The sequence below is a fragment of the Streptomyces sp. NPDC053427 genome, assembly GCF_044544985.1.
GTDB lineage: Bacteria > Actinomycetota > Actinomycetes > Streptomycetales > Streptomycetaceae > Streptomyces.
This window is the reverse complement of sequence record NZ_JBITYA010000004.1, coordinates 18,136-35,884: the sequence shown is the minus strand read 5'-3', so window position 1 is coordinate 35,884 and position 17,749 is coordinate 18,136. Positions and strand designations below refer to the sequence as shown.

Genomic DNA, 17,749 nt, shown 5'->3' with positions numbered 1-17,749 from the left:
AGCGCAGGTGAGGCCCCCTCGGGGCGATTCCTCAGGGAATCCCCTAGGGGGCCTCACCCATGACATCTGTCATGACGGAGTGGCTACACACGACACTGCCGCGCGGCCCGCGCATGCCGGAAGCTCAAAGGCATGACGACGACAGCCACCACCGAAGCCACCGCCGCGCAGGCCGCCGGTCCGGCGCCCGTGGTCAGCTTCCGAGGGGTCAGCAAGAGCTACGGCGCGGTGCGCGCGGTGGCCGATCTGGACCTGGAGCTGCACCGGGGCGAGACCGTCGCCCTCCTCGGGCCGAACGGTGCGGGCAAGTCCTCCACCCTCGACCTGCTCCTGGGGCTGCGCAGCCCCGACTCCGGCAGCCTCTCGCTCTTCGGGACGACCCCGCAGCGCGCGATAGAGCAGGGCAAGGTCGGTGCGATGCTGCAGAGCGGCGGCCTGATGGAGGGCGTCAAGGTCAAGGAGCTGATCGGGCTCGCCCGCGATCTGCATCCGCGCGGCTATCCCGTCGACCAGATCATGGCCACCGCCGGCATCACCGACATCGCCGACCGCCTCGTCGACAAGCTCTCCGGCGGCCAGGAGCAGCGGGTGCGCTTCGCCCTCGCCACCGCCGGCGCCAACGACCTGATCGTGCTGGACGAGCCGACCACCGGCATGGACGTCTCGGCCCGCCGGACCTTCTGGGGCACGATGCGCAGCCAGGCCCAGCAGGGCCGTACGGTCCTCTTCGCCACCCACTACCTCGAAGAGGCCGACGAGATCGCCGACCGGGTGATCGTTCTGCACCGCGGCCGGGTGCTGGCCGACGGCACGGCCGCCGAGATCAAGGCCAGGGCCGGCGCCCGCCGGATCACCTTCGACCTCGAGGGGCCGATCGACCGCGAGGCGCTGTCCGGCCTGCCGTTCCTGACCTCCCTGTCCGTGTCCGACGCCGGGTCCGGCTCCGGGCGCACGGTCCGCATCCGGTCCCAGGACGCCGACGCGACCGTGCATGCGCTCTACGGCCTCGGCGCCTACCCCCGCAATCTCGAGGTCTCCGGCCTCGGCCTGGAGCAGGCCTTCATCGCCCTCACCACGGCATCCGACGCGACCCCCACCACCGCCGAGGAGGCGGCCCGATGAGCACCCTGATCAAGCTGGAGATCGTCCGCGCGCTGCGCAACAAGAAGTTCATGTTCTTCTCGGTGATCTATCCGCCGGTGCTGTATCTGATCATCGCCGGCGGCGCGGACAGCAAGCCGATCCCCGGTATGAAGCTGGACATGGGGCTCTATTTCATGGTCTCCATGGCAGCATTCGGTGCCATGACGGCCGTCCTGCTGGGCAACAGCGAGCGCATCGCCAAGGAGCGCGAGAAGGGCTGGGTGCGGCAGCTGCGGCTGACGGCCCTGCCCGGCCGCGGCTATGTCGCCGCCAAGATCGGCGCGGCGGCGACGGTCAGCCTGCCCTCGATCCTGCTGGTCCTGATCGTCGCCGCGGCGGTCAAGGGCGTACGGCTCGAGGCCTGGCAGTGGATCACCATCGCGGTCGGCACCTGGCTCGGCAGCTTCGTCTTCGCCGCGCTGGGCGTCGCCATCGGCTATATGGCCACCGGCGACGCGGTCCGCCCGATCGCGATGCTCTTCTACTTCGGCCTGGCGTTCCTCGGCGGCCTGTGGATGCCGCTGACGATCCTGCCGGAGTGGGTGCAGAACATAGCGGAGTGGCTGCCGACGCATGCGTACGCCGCGCTCGGCACCGCGGTCGAGGCCGGCGGCGCACCGCATCTGAAGGACGTGGCCATTCTGGCCGGCTATCTGCTGGTCTTCGCCAGTGGCGCGGCCTGGCTCTACCGGAAGGACACCCGCAAGGCATGAACGAGCCGGAGGCCGAGCGGAGCCCCGTCATGATCGGGACGGCCCCCCGTAACCGCAGGCAGGCGCTGAGCAAGGCCGCATGGATCGCCGTCTGGTTCCTCTACCTGGCCGGTCCCGTCGGACAGCTGCTCGACGGCAGGATGTCCGCGGCCGACGAGGCGCTGGGCTGGAGTGGGCTCATCGTCTTCGTCGGTGGCTACTTCGCCGTGGTCTTCCGGCACATGATCCATCTGCCGACGCGCGGAAGCCTGGTGCGCTGGCTGCTGGTCTTCCTGGCGGTGCTCGCCGTACTGCTGTCCTCCACGCTCGGCCCCAACTGGCTGGTTCTCTTCACCTTTGTCTGCGTCGCCGCCGCGGTGACGCTGCCCTTCTCCCTGTCGCGGTGGGTCATCCCGGCGCTGACCGCCGCGCTGATCCTCATCGGGCTGCGCTACGAAGATGTGCGCATCTATCTCTTCTCCTACGCCCTGCCCTGCCTGCTGAGCGGCTTTGCCATGATCGGGGTGCAGCATCTGATCCGCACGATGGCCGAACTGCGCGTCGCCCGCGAGGAGGTCGCCCGCCTCGCCGCCAATGAGGAGCGGCTGCGCCTGGCCCGCGATCTGCACGATCTGCTCGGCCACTCCCTCTCCCTGATCACCCTCAAGAGCGAGCTGGCCGGGCGGATGCTGCCCGACCGTCCGGACGACGCCGCCCAGCAGGTCGCCGACATCGAGCGGGTCAGCCGGCAGGCGCTGGTCGACGTCCGCGAGGCGGTCACCGGATACCGCCGGCCGCGGCTCGCCGTCGAACTGGCCGGGGTGTGCGCGGCGCTCCGTACGGCCGGTGTCGAGGTCAGCGTCGACCCGGCCCTGGAGAGCGGGCGGCATGGGCTCGCGACCGTCGAGGAGGGCGCGCTGGCCTGGGCGCTGCGCGAGGCGGCCACCAACGTCCTACGGCACAGCGGCGCCCGCCACTGCGAGCTGCTGCTCACCGAGGAGTGGGAGTCCGACGAGCGCCGCTATCTGTGCCTTTCGGTGCTCGACGACGGCACGGGCCCGCCCCGCGCCCTGCACGACGGCAACGGCCTCAGCGGCCTGCGCGAACGCCTTGCGCTGGCCGACGGCCGCCTGGAGACCGGTCCCGCACCGCAGGGCCGCGGCTTCGCCCTGAGGGCCTATGTACCCCTGGGCGGCTCGGCACGGTCCGGCGGCGGCGTAACCGGTACGGCCGCCGGAACCGTTGGGCCACATGGCTGAAATTCCCCGACGAGGGTTTGAGTTTCTGCGGTTCGACGGCGTGGCGCACGGACATCGGCAGCACGATATGTCTGACATCCACCAGGACGAAGGCTAGGAGCGCCGTGAGAAGACTTATTCAGGCGGGAAGTGTCATCGGGGCATGCGGTGTGATGCTGCTCGCCGCCGGAACGGCCGAGGCGCAGACCCCGGATCCTTCCCTGCTCGAGGCCGCGGTGGGCGCCGATCTGGCCGATGTGACCGGCATGGTTTCCAATGTCATGTGTGACAACCGGCTGGCCGACTTCAATTACAAATCGCCGCAAGTCAAGTCGCCGCACCCCTGTATCAATGGTCCGGTGCGCAGCGGTAACAGCCTGCACAGTGGGAACTTCATCAACCGCGGGAATCCGAGCAACAGCGGAAATCTCAGCAGCGCCAATGGTTCCACCAATAGCGCCAATTCCGCATCGGGGAATGAAGCGGGCAGTGAAAACAATATTCAGCGGCTCCTCGGAGGGTTCCCCCACTGATAAAGCACCACTGAAAATTCCGCCGAATAGCCAACAAACCGCCTCCGCCCCCGTTACGTCGCGGGGGCGGAGGCGTGTGTCCGTCAGCGCTGCGTGCACACGCGCCACGAGGTTCGGCCCGGAGCAGGCCTAGAGCTTCTGCTCGTTGTTCTCGCTGCCCGCTTCATTCCCGTTGGCGGTGTTGCCGGAGTCGGAGGTCCCGTTGGTGTTGGTCGGGCTGCCGCTGTTGCTTGCCGAGCCGCCGATGTAGATGTTCTGCGCATTCCTGAGGTTTCCGCTGTTCACCGGCCCGTTGATACACACCCTGGCTCGGTGCCGGCACACCAGGTTGGAGTTCATCTCGATCCAGGTGTCGCCGTTCGCCGAACCGCCAATGTCGTCGTACCCGCCCCACGCCAGAGCGGGCGTCGCCCCGCCCAGCGCCATGAGCACCCCGCAGACACCTGCGATCAAATGATTGGTGCGTGCCGAATTCTTCACTGTGTGGTCCTGCCCCTCGCGGTTGGTAAGCCGCAGTCTTGCTATCGGGCAAGCCCCCCTCCGCCAAGCTTGAACGGCGGCCCGTCCCCGTATTCACTCTCTTTGACCGCCGGATTCACCGTGACGGCTCTCTCCTGCGTCAACTCCCGGGCGACGCTCCGTCCTGGCTACCCTGAGCGAATGATGGACCCGGACGGCGAGCGAGCCGTGAATCGCGTACGACTCCTCCTCGCCGAGGACCAGTCGATGGTCCGCGAGGCGCTGGCCGCCCTGCTGTCCCTCGAACCCGATCTGGAGGTCGTCGCCCAGGCGTCCCGCGGCGACGAGGTCCTCCCGGCGGCCCGCGCCCATGCCGTGGACGTCGCCCTGCTCGACATCGAGATGCCCGGCGGCAGCGGCCTGGACGCGGCGGCCGGGCTCCGGGACGAGTTCCCCGCCGTCAGGATCGTCATCCTCACCACCTTCGGCCGCCCCGGCTATCTGCGCCGCGCCATGGAGTCGGGAGCCGACGCCTTCCTGGTCAAGGACGCCCCGGCGGCCCGGCTCGCGGATGCCGTACGGCGCGTACTGCGCGGCGAGCGGGTCATCGACCCGGCCCTGGCCGCGGCCGCGCTCGCCGACGGCGCCAGCCCGCTGACCGAACGGGAGCGCGAGGTGCTGCGGATGGCCGACGGCGCCACCAACGCCGAGATCGCCGCCGCCCTGAACCTCTCCCAGGGCACGGTCCGCAACTACCTCTCCCTCGCCATCCAGAAGACCCACGCCCGCAACCGCGCCGAGGCGGTCCGCACGGCCCGCGACAAGGGCTGGCTGTAGGGCCCGGCCACCAGAGGACCTTCGTCCCTGTGCACCGCCGCCCCATCTCGCGCAGGCTTGAACTGTTATGCCGCACACCCGTCCGCCGGAGAGTGGCCGCCGCGCCGCCCTCCTGCTGATCCTCGCCATCGCGATCTTCGTCGTAGTGGACGCGACGACCGGCCCGGAGCTGCACATCTCCGGCTTCCTGGGCATCGCCCCGCTGGTGGCCGCGCTGCGCTGCTCGTACCGCTGGACGGTCGTCGTGGCGGCCGTCTACGTCGGGTGCCTGACCTACGTCGACCTCCTGACGGTGCCCGACTGGGCCCCGGCGAGCCGGGCCGTCGGGATCTTCGGCGCGGTCCTGGCGGCCGTCTTCGCGCTGGTGCTGTGCCGTACGAGGCTGGAGCGTGAGGCGCTGCACGCCCGGACGAGCCTGGTCGCCGACGCGGTGCAGCGGGCCGTGCTGCGCGAGCTGCCGCTGCGCGCCGGGCCCGTCGAGGCGGACGGCTTCTATGTCTCCGCCCAGGAGGGCGCCCGCGTCGGCGGCGACATCTTCGAGGCCGTCGACACCCCGCACGGGCTGCGGCTGATGATCGGCGACGTCCAGGGCAAGGGCATGCCGGCCATCGGCGCGGGCCTGGAGGTGCTCGCCTCGTTCCGGGAGGCCGCCCAGCACCAGGACTCCCTGGAATCGGTGGCCGGACGCATGGAACATGCGCTGACCCGCTACAACACCCGCTCCGCCGAGCAGGGCACCGACGAGCGCTTTGTGACGGCGCTGCTGATGGAAGCGCGCGGGCCGGACGAGGGCCGGGTGCTCTCCTGCGGCCATATCCCGTACTACCTGGTGCGCGACGGGGTGGTGTACGAGCGCAGCGACGGCGAAGGGGGGTTGCCGCTGGGACTGGGCACGCTGAACGCCGAGCCGCGCCGGAGCGTACGGGTCCGCCCCCGGTCCGACGACTGGGTCGTGCTGTGCACCGACGGGGTGACCGAGGCACGCGGCGAGGACGGTGCCTTCTACCCGTTGCGCGAGCGGCTGGCCGCCTGGACCCATCTGTCGCCCGCCGACCTGGCCCGCACCCTGCGCGCCGACCTGGAGGCCTTCACCGGCGGCGACCTCAAGGACGATGCCACCGCGCTGATCGTCCACCGCAGCGCGCCCACCCGGGCCGAGGATCCCGGCTCTCCCTGAAGCCTCCTGCACGGCCCGAGGCCGTCGGCCTCGCGCACGTCCCGAGGCGCACGTCCCGAGGCGCAGGCCCCGAGGCGCAGGCCCCGCTCCGTCAGTTGAGCAGGGCGCGGGCCGCCGCCGCCTGCCGCCGGATCGCGGTGGCGGCGGCCGGATCGAATGCCTCCATCACCCGCGCGTACTCCTCCAGCTCATCCGCCCCGGCCGTGAAATCCCCGCGCTGGACGAGGAGCTGGGCCCGCTCGTGCCGCAGCCGCGCCGGATGGCTGGGCAGGAGCAGCGACAGGTCCAGCGCCCACAGCTGTACCGCGCTGTGCTCGGGGCGTGCCTGTGCCCAGGCCCGGATGTTGTTGAGGATCCGCAGCACGATCTCCAGCGGATCGGCGGGCGTGAGCATCCGCTCGGTCAGCTCCCCGCCGGTGGCGCCCCGCACCAGCAGCGCCGCATCCCCCTCGCCGAGCGGCCGTCCGCCCGCGAAGGGGTCCACCAGCACATGCGCGCCGTGGGGATCGCCGAAGCCGACGACGAAATGGCCCGGCAGCGCCACCCCGTACACCGGGGCCCCGGCCCGCCGCGCGACCTCCGTCCACACCACCGACAGCAGGATCGGCAGCCCCCGGCGGCGGCGCAGCACCTCGTGCAGCAGGGAGGACTCCAGCCGCCGGTAGTCGGCGGGCGAGCCGGCGAAGCCGCAGCGGGTGCCGAGCAGCTCGGCGAGATTGCGCGCCCAGGCGCCGGGCCCTCCGGTGGGGGCGTACGGAAGCATCCCGGCCAGCCGGTCCAGTTCGATCTGGGCCTCGTCGATGCCCGCCTCGCCCAGCGCCGGGTCGGCCTCCGCGGCGATCAGCAGGCACAGCAGTGCCAGATCGGGCTTCTCCGCGCGGGCGGCCTCGGCGAACTGCCGCCGTCGCGCGGCGCGCGTGCCGTCCGCCTCCGGCTCCGGTTCCTTGGGCATGGCAGGGATCCCGTTCAGCCCGCGGCGCCGGGCAGCGCGCGCCGGTAGTGGTAGCCGTGGTGGTCGGCGAAGCCGAGCCGGTCGTAGAGCCCGCGGGCCCCGTCGTTGTCCGCCTCGACCTGGAGATACGCGGCCGAGGCACCCTCGTCGAGGGCCCGCTGGGCGAGTGCCGCCATCATCAGCGTGGCCAGCCCCTGGCGCCGCTGCGCGGGGGCCACCTCCACGGCCGCGAAGCCCGCCCAGCGGCCGTCGATCACCACCCGGCCGATCGCCGCGGCGCTCCCGTCCGGAGCCGGCACCGTCGCGAACCACACCGAGGGCCCGCCGGTCAGCACCTTCAGCGCGTCCGCGGTGGGGCCGCTGCCGTCCCCGGTCCGGTTGTAGAGCGCCAGCCACTGCGCGGCGGGCTCCCGGGACAGGGCGACGCGGGGGGCGGCGCCCCCGGGAGCGTCGGTGTCGGCGAGCGGCGCCAGCGCGGCGATCCGGACCGAGGTGTGCCGCTCGGCGGTCCAGCCGCGCCGGTCCAGTTCCGCGGCGAGCGCCTCGTCGCCGTCCGCCCGTCCGGTGGCGACCACGATCGTCGGCGGCAGCCCGCGGGCGCCGTACCACCGGCCGATCCGCTCCAGCGCCGCGTCCAGGGGGAGACCGGGGTCGCCCAGGGGCAGGACGGAGTTGGCCCGCCGGGTGAAGCCGCCGGATGCGCGCAGCGTCCACTCCCCGAGGCGTTCCGTCTCGACGGCGGGCCAGCCGCGGGCCGCCACCTGCTGGAGTTCGCGGGTCGTGGCGGCCGGGACCCTGCGCCGTGCCGGTGCGGCGGGCACGACCTTGCCCGCTATCAGCGACGCCTCATCGATCCGTACGGTCTCGCCGCTGCGCCGTGTGATGCTCAGCACACCCGCATCCCAGGATGTGAGAACGCCGACCGCGTCGGTGAACGCGGCCTCCCCGGGGCCGCCTCCGGTCAGGCGCCGAACGGATACCCTTTTCCCCACGTCAGCAAGGGTGATCCGGACTTCCACGCGACCGCCGGCCATGAATTCCATCGCTCTTCCCGCCCCTCTTGTTCGTCTCGTGCCCGGGAACGGAGATACTAGGTGGCGGGCATCGACGACGCCGCGCTCCCGCGCGCCCAGCGGCGGTACTGCCTAACGGACCGCCGGCCCTACTGAGGAGGAACGACAGCGTGACCTACGTCATCGCGCAGCCTTGTGTCGACGTCAAGGACAAGGCATGCATCGAGGAGTGCCCCGTCGACTGCATCTACGAGGGTTCCCGGTCCTTGTACATCCACCCGGACGAATGTGTCGACTGTGGTGCGTGTGAGCCGGTGTGCCCCGTCGAGGCGATCTTCTATGAGGACGACACTCCGGAAGAGTGGAAGGACTACTACAAGGCGAATGTGGAGTTCTTCGACGAGCTCGGTTCGCCCGGTGGCGCCAGCAAGCTCGGCCTGATCGAGCGCGACCACCCCTTCATCGCAGAGCTGCCGCCGCAGAACCAGTAATACCCCCGGGGGACCGGGAGGGCGCCCGTCCGCTCCCTCCCCCCTTCGAGGTCGACAGCGGTCGCACGGCGCCGCCCGGTCCCGTACGGCCCTGATGCCGTACGGGGCCGAGGCATTTCTGCGCCGCCGGCCCCGCGTCACCCCGCCTGAGAAAGTGAGCACCGATAGTGGGCGCAGTCTCATCCCGCCTCCCTGTCTTCCCCTGGGACCGGCTGGAGCCGTACAAGGCCACCGCCGCCGCGCACGCCGACGGCATCGTCGACCTCTCGGTCGGCACCCCGGTCGACCCCGTGCCCGCGGTGATCCAGCAGGCCCTGACCGACGCGGCGAACAGCCCCGGCTATCCGACGGTGTGGGGCACGGCCGCGCTGCGCGACGCGCTCACCGGCTGGGCCACCGAGCGCCTGGGCGCCCGTGGCCTGGCGCACACCAATGTGCTGCCGATCGTCGGCTCCAAGGAGCTGGTGGCCTGGCTGCCGACCCAGCTGGGCCTGGGCGCCGGCGACAAGGTCGCCTACCCGCGCCTGGCGTACCCCACCTACGAGGTGGGCGCCCGGATGGCCGGCGCCGAGCCCGTCGCCTACGACGAGCCCACCGACCTGGACCCGGCCGGTCTGAAGCTGCTCTGGCTGAACTCGCCCTCCAACCCCACCGGCCGGGTCCTGACCGCCGACGAGCTGCGCCGCACCGTCGCCTGGGCCCGCGAGCACGGCGTCCTGATCTTCAGCGACGAGTGCTACCTGGAGCTGGGCTGGGAGGCCGACCCGGTCTCCGTGCTGCACCCGGACGTCTGCGGCGGCTCCTACGACGGCATCGTCGCCGTCCACTCGCTCTCCAAGCGCTCCAACCTGGCGGGCTACCGCGCCGCCTTCCTCGCCGGTGACGCCGCCGTCCTGGGCGAGCTGCTGGGGATCCGCAAGCACGGCGGGATGATGGTGGCCGCGCCCGTCCAGGCCGCCACCGTGGCCGCGCTGGGCGACACCGCCCATGTCGCCGAGCAGCGCGCACGCTACGCCCGCCGCCGCGCCGCCCTGCGCACCGCCTTCGAGGGGGCCGGTTTCCGCATCGAGCACAGCGAGGCCTCGCTCTACCTCTGGGCGACCCGCGACGAGCCCTGCTGGGACACCGTCGGCGAACTCGCCGAGCGCGGCATCCTGGTGGCCCCCGGCGAGTTCTACGGGTCCGCGGGCGAGCGCTTCGTACGGATCGCCTTCACCGCCACCGACGAGCGGGTGGACGCCGCGGTGCGCCGCCTGGCGGAGTGAAGCGCGGCCGAGGACGACCACGCGCCGGGGCCCGGGGAGAGCGATCTCCCCGGGCCCCGGCGCGTGGCGCAAAAGCGTCAGCCGATCGGCATGCCGCCGATCAGGCCGTGCGCGTGGCTGAGTGCGCCCCGGGCCGCCTCGGGGGCCATGGCGTTGGTCGACATGCCCTTCTTGGCGACCCCGCGGGCCATGCGCTCCGCGTTGTGGGCACCGGCCTGCGAGAGCGGCGCGGCCTTCGCGGCGACCGTGCCGGCGGCCTTGGCCAGCGCCGGGGCGACGGTCGTGGCGGTCTGCTTGCCGAGCTCGTTCACCACGCCGACGCCGGTCTTCGCCGCGCTGTCCAGGGCGGTCACTCCGCCCAGGTCGGGCGCCTTGGGCGCCGCGGCCTCGGCGGAGCCGGCCGCCGCCACCACAGGAGCGGCACCTGCGGCAACGAGCAGGGCGGCTCGGGCGATCCGACGCGTAACGGGGAGGGACATGGTGCTCCTTTTACGGAGAGGGACTCGTACTTCTGACAGATGTGCCATGTCCGCCGGGCGGACGCACTGACTACCGCGTCAGACCCCCGAAGGTTGCGGTGAACTCAGGTAAAGAGTTGGTAACGCGTCACATAATCGGCCCCTGGTGAAGGTGGGCAATATGTGCGCCGCATGCGGGCGTGCGGAAACGTCACGGCTCTTCCGGCGCAACGGAATTGCCGGAATGAGCGGTGCCCGCCCGACAACTCCCGTTCGGTAAAAGGGAATTGGCGCCGGTGCCCCTTTCGGGCGACCCGGCGGACTAGTGCGCGGTGACGATGCGGACCGCGTCGGCGCCCGCCCCGGAGGCGTCCGGCTTCTTCTGCCAGCCCTTCCCCGAATCGGCCGCCGACCACATACGGCCGGCGTAAGAGATCTGTTCGATACGCAGCTCCGCGGAGTGCGCCATCGCCCAGGTCGCCAGCTCCCAGCCGCGCCGCGCACCGTCGCCGCCGACCCGCGCGCCGTCCCGCTGCACCGGCACCGTCACGCTGCGCTCACCGACCGCCGCCCGGCCCCCGCCCCCGGCCGTCCGCGGCAGCACCTCGGGCCCGAACTCCCGCACCAGCTTCTCCCGCAGGTTCGCGCCGCCGCCGGTCCTGCCGTCCACCGGGCGGCTCTGGCTGCACACCATCGCCGCATGATCGCGGCCGGTCAGCGCCCCGGTCAGCCGCGCCGCGTTCGCCTCGTGCTTCGCGTACGCCTGCGGATAGCCGCTGCGCTGCACCTTCTGCGCGGCCACGGTCAGCGGCAGCCGGGAGTAGCCGGGCACCCTCGCCAGGTGCGTGTAGAACTCCCCGGCCGAATAGACCGGGTCCATGATCTGCTTGACGGTGCCCCAGTCCTGGGACGGCCGTTGCTGGAAGAGCCCGACCGAGTCCCGGTCGCCGAAGTCGATGTTGCGCAGCCCCGACTCCTGCATGGCGGTCGCCAGCGCGATCGTCACCGCCCGCTCCGGCAGCCGGCGCGAGGACGCCACCGCCGAGATCGTCGCGGCGTTCGCGGCCTGCTCGGGGCTCAGCTCGTACGGCTTGTCGTCGCCCTCGGCCTGCACCAGGCAGTGCGGCGCACCGGGGCCGCCCGTGACGTACTGCACGACCAGATAGCCGGCCAGCCCGATCAGTACGGCGATGGCCGCGGCGATACGCCACAGGCGCTTACGGGAGGTGGGGGCTTTGGACTGGGCAGACACGGCCCCACGGTACTGGAGTGCTCCGGATAGGGTCGGCCCCATGGAGCACTCCGCACACCACCCGGCCCTCGACCTGTCGCTCGACGCCGCCCAGCTCACCGCGCAGCTGGTCGACTTCCCGTCCGTCAGCGGCGACGAGAAGGACCTCGCCGACGCCGTCGAGCACGCCCTGCGTGCGCTGGAGCACCTGACCGTCGACCGGTACGGCAACAACGTCGTGGCCCGGACGAACCTGGGCCGCGCCGAGCGGGTGGTGCTCGCCGGACACCTCGACACCGTGCCGATCGCCGACAACGTCCCCTCCCGGCTCGACGAGAACGGCGTCCTGTGGGGCTGCGGCACCTGCGACATGAAGTCCGGGGTCGCCGTCCAGCTGCGGATGGCCGCCACCGTGCCCGCGCCCAACCGTGACCTGACCTTCGTCTTCTACGACCAGGAGGAGGTCGCCGCCCACCTCAACGGCCTCGGCCGGGTCGCCGACGCCCACCCCGACTGGCTCGTCGGCGACTTCGCCGTCCTCCTGGAGCCCTCCGACGGCCAGGTGGAGGGCGGCTGCCAGGGCACCCTGCGCGTCCTGCTGCGCACCACGGGCGAGCGGGCGCACTCCGCACGCAGCTGGATGGGCGCCAACGCCATCCACGCCGCCGCCCCCCTCCTGGACAAGCTCGCCGCGTACGAGCCGCGCCGCACCACGATCGACGGCCTCGAATACCGCGAGGGCCTCAACGCCGTCCGCATCGAGGGCGGCGTCGCCAACAACGTCATCCCCGACGCCTGCACCGTCACCGTCAACTTCCGCTACGCGCCCGACCGCACCCCCGAGGAGGCGCTCGCCCACGTCCGGGAGGTCTTCGCGGACTGCCCGGTCGACGAGTTCGTCGTCGACGACCACGCCCCGGGGGCGCTGCCCGGTCTGTCCCACCCGGCGGCCGCGGCCTTCATGGAGGCGGTCGGCGGCACCGCGATGCCCAAGTTCGGCTGGACCGACGTCTCCCGCTTCAGCGCGCTCGGCGTCCCCGCCGTCAACTACGGCCCCGGCCACGCCCTGCTCGCGCACAAGAAGGACGAGCGGGTCGAGGTCGACCGGATCCTGCACTGCGAGGAGCGGCTGCGCAGCTGGCTGACCGGCTGAGCCCCGGCCGCCGCCTCCCGACGGCCCGCCGCCTGCCCGTATACCGGCCGAATTCCCTTCCGCGTCACGTCCGTGGATCTACGCTGAAGCAGCAACGATCTGTCAGCGGAGGGAGCACGTCATGGCCAACCCCGAGGGAGCACCGACCCCCGAGGAGCAGCGGCTGGGTCCCGTACTGCGCCGTCACGACCAGGTGCAGCCGGGCACGACGGACCAGCGGCTGCTGGACTCCGAAGGGCCCTCCGAGTGGGTGCACACCGACCCCTGGCGTGTGATGCGCATCCAGTCGGAGTTCGTCGAGGGCTTCGGCGCGCTGGCCGAGCTGGGCCCGGCCGTCAGCGTCTTCGGCTCCGCCCGGACGCCCCAGGACTCCGCCGAGTACGACGCCGCGGTGCGCATCGGCGCGGCCCTGGTGAAAGCCGGCTTCGCGGTGATCACCGGTGGCGGGCCCGGCGCCATGGAGGCGGCCAACAAGGGCGCCAGTGAGGCCGGCGGCGTCTCCGTCGGCCTCGGGATCGAGCTGCCCTTCGAGCAGGGCATGAACCCGTACGTGAACCTCGGCGTCGACTTCCGCTACTTCTTCGTCCGCAAGACGTGCTTTGTGAAGTACGCCCGCGGGTTCGTGGTGCTCCCCGGCGGTCTGGGCACCCTGGACGAGCTCTTCGAGGCGCTCACCCTCGTCCAGACGCGCAAGGTCACCCGCTTCCCGATCGTGCTGTTCGGGTCGGCCTACTGGAGCGGCCTGATCGACTGGCTGCGCGGCACCCTCATCGCCCAGGGCAAGGCCTCCGCGCACGACCTGGAGCTCTTCCACGTCAGCGACGATGTGGACGAAGCCATCGCGCTGGTGACCAAGGAGGCCGGCATCTAGGGGGTGGCTCAGGCCAGTCCCCGGCGGGCGACCGCCGGGGGCCGGTGGCCGGCGATCGAGGCGACCATGTCCAGCACCTGCCGGGTCTCGGCGACCTCGTGGACGCGGTAGACCTGGGCGCCCAGCCAGGCCGAGACGGCGGTGGTCGCCAGGGTTCCCAGCACCCGCTCCTTGACCGGCTTGTCCAGGGTCTCGCCGACGAAGTCCTTGTTGGAGAGGGAGACCAGCACCGGCCAGCCGGTCTCCGCCATCTCGCCCAGGCGGCGGGTCGCCTCGAGGCTGTGCCGGGTGTTCTTGCCGAAGTCGTGCCCGGGATCGATCAGGATCCCCTCGCGCGGCACGCCCAGCTCCACGGCCCGCTCCGCCAGTCCCAGCGTCACCCGCAGGATGTCGGCCATCACGTCGTCGTACGTCACCCGGTGCGGGCGGGTACGCGGCTCGGCGCCGCCCGCGTGGGTGCACACCAGGCCGGTGCCGTACCGCGCCGCGACCTCGGCGAGCGCCGGATCCACGCCGCCCCAGGCGTCGTTGAGCAGATCCGCGCCGGCCTCACAGACCGCCTCGGCGACGTCGTGCCGCCAGGTGTCGACGCTGATCACCACGTCGGGGAAGCGCTTGCGCACCTCGGCGACGAAGCCGACCGTGCGGCGGGCCTCCTCCTCGGCGCTCACCTCCTCGCCGGGACCGGCCTTGACGCCGCCGATGTCGATGATCGCGGCGCCGTCCGCCACCGCCTGCTCGACCCGGGCGAGCGCGGGCTCGTCGCGGAACGTGGCCCCCTGGTCGTAGAAGGAGTCCGGGGTCCTGTTGACGATGGCCATGATCACCGGCTCATGCGCACCGAACTCGCGATTTCCCAGCCGCAGCATTCCCTGACTCCCTCTTCGTGGTCCGGGAGCGACCCTAACTGTCGGACCCGCATGGCACGATCAGTGCAGACACATAGTTCGGGGAGTCGCTCGTGTTCTGGTTCTTGCTGATCGCGATGGTCGTGGTGGTGGCCGCGGTCACCCTCGTCGTGGTGGGCGGGGGCGACGGCGGCGAAGGCGGCGGGCTGCGGGACGCCGAGCCGGACCGGCTGCACGACCCGCTGCCCGCGGACCGCCCGCTCGCCCGCGCCGACGTGGAGGCCGTCCGCTTCCCCGTGGCCGTCCGCGGCTACCGGATGGACGACGTCGACGACGCCCTCGACCGCCTCGGCGCCGAGCTGGCCGAGCGGGACGCCCGGATCGCCGAACTGGAGGCGACGCTGGCCGGGGCGCATGCCGCCGCGATGGGCGGACCCGGGCTGATACGGGACACCGGCGCCGGCCCGGCGAAGGACACGCGGACCGGCACCGAGGCTCCGGGTGCCGCCGCGGATTCCGACGACGAAGAAGACCGAGAAGAAGGCGAGGGGCGGGCATGAGCGGTGTGGTGACGGCTCCGGACGGCGTCCCGCGCTGTCCGTGGGGGATGGAGTCGGAGAAGATGGCCGACTACCGCGAGTACCACGACACCGAATGGGGCCTGCCGGTCCACGGGGACGATGCGCTCTTCGAACGGATGAGCCTGGAGGCGTTCCAGTCCGGGCTGTCCTGGATCACGATCCTGCGCCGCCGCTCCGGTTTCCGGGCCGCGTTCGCCGACTTCAGGATCGCGGCGGTGGCACGCTTCACCGACGCGGACGCCGAGCGGCTGCTCGCCGACCCCGGCATCATCCGCAACCGCCTCAAGATCGCCGCAACCGTCAACAACGCCAAGGTCGCCGCCGAGCTGGCCCCCGGCGAGCTCGACGCCCTCATCTGGTCCTACGCCCCCGACCGGGCCGGCCGCCCGGTGCCGCACACCCTCGGCGATCTGCAACCGGTGACCCCGGAGTCCACGGCGCTCGCCAAGGACCTCAAGAAGCGCGGCTTCCGTTTCGTCGGCCCCACGACCGCATACGCGATGATGCAGGCGTGCGGTCTGGTCAACGACCATCTGGCGGACTGTCACGTCCGTCGCAAGGTGGAGGCGGCGGCCGGCTGAGTCGGGCGGACGGCCCGGCCCGGGGCCGGGCGCGCGAGGGATCAGCGCCCCAGGAAGGCCGGCTTCTCCTTCTTCACGAACGCCTCGACCGCGATGTGGTGGTCCTCCGAGGCCCCGGCCCGGCCCTGGAGCTCGTCCTCCTTGCCGAGGGTCTCGGCGAGCGAGTGCCCGGCCCCGTAGGCCAGCGACTCCTTGATCGCGGCATACGCAGCGGTCGGCCCCTGCGCCAGCCGCCGGGCGACCGCCGCCGCCTCCTCGGCCAGCTCCGCCGCCGGGACGACCTTGTTGGCGATGCCGAGGTCGTACGCCTCCTGGGCGCTCACATTGCGCGGGAAGAGCAGCAGATCGGCGGCCCGGCCATGGCCGATCAGCCGGGGCAGCGTCCAGGACACCCCGGAGTCGGCGGTCAGCGCCACGCCCGCGAAGGAGGTGTTGAACGACGCCGAGTCGGCGACGACCCGGTAGTCCGCGGCCATGGCAAAGCCGGCGCCCGCGCCCGCCGCGACCCCGTTGACGCCCGCGACGACCGGCTTGGGCATCTCGGTCAGCGCCGTCACGATGGGGTTGTAGTGCTCACGCACGGTGTTCATGGTGCCGCCCGAGCCCGTCGCCCGGTCCTCGGCCAGCAGCCCGATGTGCTCCTTGAGGTCCTGCCCGACGCAGAAGGCGCGCCCGGTGGCGGTCAGCAGCACGGCCCGTACGGCCCGGTCGGCGGCGGCCTCCTGGAGGATGTCCCGCAGCAGGACCTTGGCCTCCGTGTTCATCGCGTTCATCGCGTCGGGCCGGTTGAGGGTGATCGTCGCGAGTCCGTCGGTCACGTCGTAGAGCACGGTGTCGGCCATAGTGGGGGTCCCCTCCGTCGCGGTTCGAACTGCCCGGTAGTGGCAGCCAGCGCTCAGAATGCCGGAGATCATCGACTGTCGGCATGTGACGTACATCAAACAACTCGGGCGCGTCGGGCATCGGCAAGTGGCGCAGTATCGCAGCCCCCTCCCCGAATTGGGTGGTTTTGGCAGAGCGCGTTGCACAAGGGATGCTCCCCGATGTTGGTCATCGGGTCGTTCGATGCGGGATAATGGCCTGGAAGCAATGTGTTCGATGCCGGTGACACGCGCCTATTGAGGCCGTCGGCTGACGATGAGCTGGTTGAGCTGGTTTCAGGAAGGGGAACGAGCATGGCGGCCATGAAGCCGCGGACGGGTGACGGCCCGCTCGAGGTGACCAAGGAGGGGCGGGGCATCGTCATGCGCGTTCCGCTCGAAGGCGGCGGGCGACTCGTCGTGGAGCTGACCCCGGACGAGGCCAAGGCACTGGGTGAGGCTCTGGACAAGGTCACCGTCTGACAAGGGGCGGAACAACCGCTGCGGTTTCCCGGGGCTGACCCCGGTACCCCCAGCCGACTACCCCGGCCCCGGCAGGCGGCGCGCAGATATGGCGCGCCGCCTGCCGGGGTCGTTGTTCTCCCACCGCTTTCGCTGGGCTTTGCCCGGGCCCCACGGTTTCGGCTGTCCCGCCGGCCGACAACGTAGGACGCCGACTAGCCCCGTTTGACGGCGCACAGCAACCCGTCCCCCACCGGCAGCAGCGACGGCACCAGCGTGGTGCTCTCCCGTACCGTGCGCAGCAGTTCGCGCAGTCGCAGTACCTCAGCGGGCTGCACCGCGGAATCGACCGTACGGCCGTCCGCGAAGACTCCCTCGAAGCACACCAGGCCGCCGGGGCGCAGCAGACGCAACGATTCAGCGAGGTACTCCAGGCACTCCATGAGGTCCCCGTCGCAGAAGACGAGGTCGTATCCGCCGTCCGCGAGACGGGGGAGCACGTCCAGGGCGCGGCCGGGGATGAAGCGCGCGCGGTTGCCGGCGAAGCCCGCCTCGCGGAACGCCTGCTTGGCGAAGGTCTGCCGCTCGGGCTCGAGATCGACGGTGGTCAGCACGCCGTCCGGCCGCATGCCGTGCAGGAGGTAGATGCCCGACACGCCCGTGCCGGTGCCGATCTCGGCGACCGCCTTGGCGTCCGCGGCGGCGGCGAGCATCCGCAGGGCCGCGCCGGTGCCGGTCGTCACCGCACGGATGCCGGCCTCCCGCGCCCGCGCCCGGCACCAGCTCAGGGCGGCCTCGGCACTGTCGTCGATGGTCCCGGCGCCGTACGCCTCGGCGAATGCCAAGTTCGTCTGCCGGTTGCCGGTAATGGCCCTCTCCTGTCCCCGTAGTTGACGCAACCGTG

At 71.7% G+C, this 17,749-nt stretch carries 21 protein-coding genes; 13 read left to right on the top strand and 8 right to left on the bottom strand.

Translation table 11 applies throughout. The annotated features are described in order from the left end of the window. The first annotated feature begins 132 nt into the window (after window positions 1-132). From ACIGWZ_RS11890 to ACIGWZ_RS11875, 4 genes are all read left to right on the top strand, one after another. Window positions 133-1,122, top strand: a complete 990-nt coding sequence (locus ACIGWZ_RS11890; protein ID WP_400063374.1) for an ABC transporter ATP-binding protein — start codon at window positions 133-135, stop codon at window positions 1,120-1,122. After that, window positions 1,119-1,856 (top strand): ABC transporter permease, encoded by a 738-nt coding sequence (locus tag ACIGWZ_RS11885; protein WP_400063372.1) that lies wholly within the window; start codon window positions 1,119-1,121, stop codon window positions 1,854-1,856. Before ACIGWZ_RS11890 ends, ACIGWZ_RS11885 begins: the two co-directional genes overlap by 4 nt. Next, window positions 1,853-3,094 (top strand): sensor histidine kinase, encoded by a 1,242-nt coding sequence (locus ACIGWZ_RS11880; RefSeq protein ID WP_400063370.1) that lies wholly within the window; start codon window positions 1,853-1,855, stop codon window positions 3,092-3,094. The genes ACIGWZ_RS11885 and ACIGWZ_RS11880 overlap by 4 nt, the downstream gene beginning before the upstream one ends. Before the next feature lie 116 nt (window positions 3,095-3,210). Beyond that, the gene (locus ACIGWZ_RS11875; protein WP_400064399.1) at window positions 3,211-3,606 is read left to right on the top strand and encodes a hypothetical protein; all 396 of its coding nucleotides are present in this window, start codon (window positions 3,211-3,213) and stop codon (window positions 3,604-3,606) included. 129 nt (window positions 3,607-3,735) lie between these two features. Here the strand turns inward: ACIGWZ_RS11875 and ACIGWZ_RS11870 are convergent, their stop codons facing one another. After that, window positions 3,736-4,086 (bottom strand): hypothetical protein, encoded by a 351-nt coding sequence (locus ACIGWZ_RS11870; protein ID WP_400063368.1) that lies wholly within the window; start codon window positions 4,084-4,086, stop codon window positions 3,736-3,738. Between the two features lie 180 nt (window positions 4,087-4,266). On the opposite strand from ACIGWZ_RS11870, the gene ACIGWZ_RS11865 reads away from it, so the two are divergent. Both ACIGWZ_RS11865 and ACIGWZ_RS11860 read left to right on the top strand, forming a co-directional pair. Further along, window positions 4,267-4,902 carry a response regulator transcription factor gene (locus tag ACIGWZ_RS11865; protein WP_400063366.1) on the top strand — a complete coding sequence of 212 codons (636 nt, stop codon included), beginning with the start codon at window positions 4,267-4,269 and terminating at the stop codon, window positions 4,900-4,902. A 67-nt stretch (window positions 4,903-4,969) separates the two neighbouring features. Next, window positions 4,970-6,079 carry a PP2C family protein-serine/threonine phosphatase gene (locus ACIGWZ_RS11860; protein ID WP_400063364.1) on the top strand — a complete coding sequence of 370 codons (1,110 nt, stop codon included), beginning with the start codon at window positions 4,970-4,972 and terminating at the stop codon, window positions 6,077-6,079. 91 nt (window positions 6,080-6,170) lie between these two features. Here ACIGWZ_RS11860 and ACIGWZ_RS11855 read toward each other — a convergent pair whose 3' ends face one another. Then, window positions 6,171-7,031 carry a transglutaminase-like domain-containing protein gene (locus tag ACIGWZ_RS11855; protein WP_400063362.1) on the bottom strand — a complete coding sequence of 287 codons (861 nt, stop codon included), beginning with the start codon at window positions 7,029-7,031 and terminating at the stop codon, window positions 6,171-6,173. 14 nt (window positions 7,032-7,045) lie between these two features. Continuing rightward, entirely contained in the window at window positions 7,046-8,074 is a 1,029-nt protein-coding gene (locus ACIGWZ_RS11850; RefSeq protein WP_400063360.1) for a GNAT family N-acetyltransferase, read from the bottom strand. 140 nt (window positions 8,075-8,214) lie between these two features. Here ACIGWZ_RS11850 and fdxA point away from each other — a divergent pair, with 140 nt between their 5' ends. Both fdxA and dapC read left to right on the top strand, forming a co-directional pair. Next, window positions 8,215-8,535 carry a ferredoxin gene (fdxA, locus tag ACIGWZ_RS11845; protein WP_033319951.1) on the top strand — a complete coding sequence of 107 codons (321 nt, stop codon included), beginning with the start codon at window positions 8,215-8,217 and terminating at the stop codon, window positions 8,533-8,535. A gap of 167 nt (window positions 8,536-8,702) precedes the next feature. Then, complete coding sequence (gene dapC / locus ACIGWZ_RS11840; RefSeq protein ID WP_400063359.1) at window positions 8,703-9,800, top strand: succinyldiaminopimelate transaminase; 1,098 nt, start codon at window positions 8,703-8,705, stop codon at window positions 9,798-9,800. Window positions 9,801-9,877: 77 nt separating this feature from the next. On the opposite strand, the gene ACIGWZ_RS11835 is transcribed toward dapC, so the two are convergent. Together ACIGWZ_RS11835 and ACIGWZ_RS11830 are read right to left on the bottom strand one after the other, a co-directional pair. After that, a complete protein-coding gene (locus ACIGWZ_RS11835) occupies window positions 9,878-10,279 on the bottom strand; it encodes an ATP-binding protein (RefSeq protein WP_400063357.1) in 402 nt (133 codons plus the stop codon). 301 nt (window positions 10,280-10,580) lie between these two features. Then, a complete protein-coding gene (locus tag ACIGWZ_RS11830; RefSeq protein ID WP_400063356.1) occupies window positions 10,581-11,510 on the bottom strand; it encodes a heavy metal transporter in 930 nt (309 codons plus the stop codon). Between the two features lie 40 nt (window positions 11,511-11,550). Between ACIGWZ_RS11830 and dapE the strand changes: the two genes are divergently transcribed. Together dapE and ACIGWZ_RS11820 are read left to right on the top strand one after the other, a co-directional pair. After that, window positions 11,551-12,642, top strand: a complete 1,092-nt coding sequence (gene dapE, locus ACIGWZ_RS11825) for a succinyl-diaminopimelate desuccinylase (protein ID WP_400063354.1) — start codon at window positions 11,551-11,553, stop codon at window positions 12,640-12,642. Window positions 12,643-12,763: 121 nt separating this feature from the next. Further along, on the top strand, window positions 12,764-13,513 hold the full coding sequence (locus ACIGWZ_RS11820) for a TIGR00730 family Rossman fold protein (protein ID WP_400063353.1): 750 nt from the start codon (window positions 12,764-12,766) through the stop codon (window positions 13,511-13,513). Window positions 13,514-13,521: 8 nt separating this feature from the next. Here ACIGWZ_RS11820 and folP read toward each other — a convergent pair whose 3' ends face one another. Next, window positions 13,522-14,382, bottom strand: a complete 861-nt coding sequence (gene folP / locus ACIGWZ_RS11815; protein ID WP_400063351.1) for a dihydropteroate synthase — start codon at window positions 14,380-14,382, stop codon at window positions 13,522-13,524. 92 nt (window positions 14,383-14,474) lie between these two features. Between folP and ACIGWZ_RS11810 the strand changes: the two genes are divergently transcribed. Both ACIGWZ_RS11810 and ACIGWZ_RS11805 read left to right on the top strand, forming a co-directional pair. Continuing rightward, on the top strand, window positions 14,475-14,921 hold the full coding sequence (locus ACIGWZ_RS11810; RefSeq protein ID WP_400063349.1) for a DivIVA domain-containing protein: 447 nt from the start codon (window positions 14,475-14,477) through the stop codon (window positions 14,919-14,921). Continuing rightward, window positions 14,918-15,523, top strand: a complete 606-nt coding sequence (locus ACIGWZ_RS11805; RefSeq protein ID WP_400063347.1) for a DNA-3-methyladenine glycosylase I — start codon at window positions 14,918-14,920, stop codon at window positions 15,521-15,523. Before ACIGWZ_RS11810 ends, ACIGWZ_RS11805 begins: the two co-directional genes overlap by 4 nt. 41 nt (window positions 15,524-15,564) lie before the next feature. On the opposite strand, the gene ACIGWZ_RS11800 is transcribed toward ACIGWZ_RS11805, so the two are convergent. After that, window positions 15,565-16,365: an enoyl-CoA hydratase-related protein gene (locus ACIGWZ_RS11800; protein ID WP_400063346.1), complete on the bottom strand. Its 801-nt coding sequence runs from the start codon at window positions 16,363-16,365 to the stop codon at window positions 15,565-15,567. Between the two features lie 333 nt (window positions 16,366-16,698). On the opposite strand from ACIGWZ_RS11800, the gene ACIGWZ_RS11795 reads away from it, so the two are divergent. Next, complete coding sequence (locus tag ACIGWZ_RS11795) at window positions 16,699-16,866, top strand: DUF3117 domain-containing protein (RefSeq protein ID WP_006603288.1); 168 nt, start codon at window positions 16,699-16,701, stop codon at window positions 16,864-16,866. A gap of 194 nt (window positions 16,867-17,060) precedes the next feature. Here ACIGWZ_RS11795 and ACIGWZ_RS11790 read toward each other — a convergent pair whose 3' ends face one another. Continuing rightward, a complete protein-coding gene (locus tag ACIGWZ_RS11790; protein ID WP_400063343.1) occupies window positions 17,061-17,744 on the bottom strand; it encodes an O-methyltransferase in 684 nt (227 codons plus the stop codon). Between the last annotated feature and the right edge of the window lie 5 nt (window positions 17,745-17,749).

Bases quoted from the DNA above. Each gene is read 5' to 3' on its own strand.
- ACIGWZ_RS11795 (WP_006603288.1), top strand. From the start codon at position 16,699: ATGGCGGCCATGAAGCCGCGGACGGGTGACGGCCCGCTCGAGGTGACC.
- ACIGWZ_RS11800 (WP_400063346.1), bottom strand. From the start codon at position 16,365: ATGGCCGACACCGTGCTCTACGACGTGACCGACGGACTCGCGACGATC.
- ACIGWZ_RS11890 (WP_400063374.1), top strand. From the start codon at position 133: ATGACGACGACAGCCACCACCGAAGCCACCGCCGCGCAGGCCGCCGGT.
- ACIGWZ_RS11860 (WP_400063364.1), top strand. From the start codon at position 4,970: ATGCCGCACACCCGTCCGCCGGAGAGTGGCCGCCGCGCCGCCCTCCTG.
- ACIGWZ_RS11805 (WP_400063347.1), top strand. From the start codon at position 14,918: ATGAGCGGTGTGGTGACGGCTCCGGACGGCGTCCCGCGCTGTCCGTGG.
- ACIGWZ_RS11850 (WP_400063360.1), bottom strand. From the start codon at position 8,074: ATGGAATTCATGGCCGGCGGTCGCGTGGAAGTCCGGATCACCCTTGCT.
- ACIGWZ_RS11820 (WP_400063353.1), top strand. From the start codon at position 12,764: ATGGCCAACCCCGAGGGAGCACCGACCCCCGAGGAGCAGCGGCTGGGT.
- folP (WP_400063351.1), bottom strand. From the start codon at position 14,382: ATGCTGCGGCTGGGAAATCGCGAGTTCGGTGCGCATGAGCCGGTGATC.
- ACIGWZ_RS11885 (WP_400063372.1), top strand. From the start codon at position 1,119: ATGAGCACCCTGATCAAGCTGGAGATCGTCCGCGCGCTGCGCAACAAG.
- ACIGWZ_RS11865 (WP_400063366.1), top strand. From the start codon at position 4,267: ATGATGGACCCGGACGGCGAGCGAGCCGTGAATCGCGTACGACTCCTC.
- dapE (WP_400063354.1), top strand. From the start codon at position 11,551: ATGGAGCACTCCGCACACCACCCGGCCCTCGACCTGTCGCTCGACGCC.
- ACIGWZ_RS11855 (WP_400063362.1), bottom strand. From the start codon at position 7,031: ATGCCCAAGGAACCGGAGCCGGAGGCGGACGGCACGCGCGCCGCGCGA.
- ACIGWZ_RS11835 (WP_400063357.1), bottom strand. From the start codon at position 10,279: ATGTCCCTCCCCGTTACGCGTCGGATCGCCCGAGCCGCCCTGCTCGTT.
- ACIGWZ_RS11880 (WP_400063370.1), top strand. From the start codon at position 1,853: ATGAACGAGCCGGAGGCCGAGCGGAGCCCCGTCATGATCGGGACGGCC.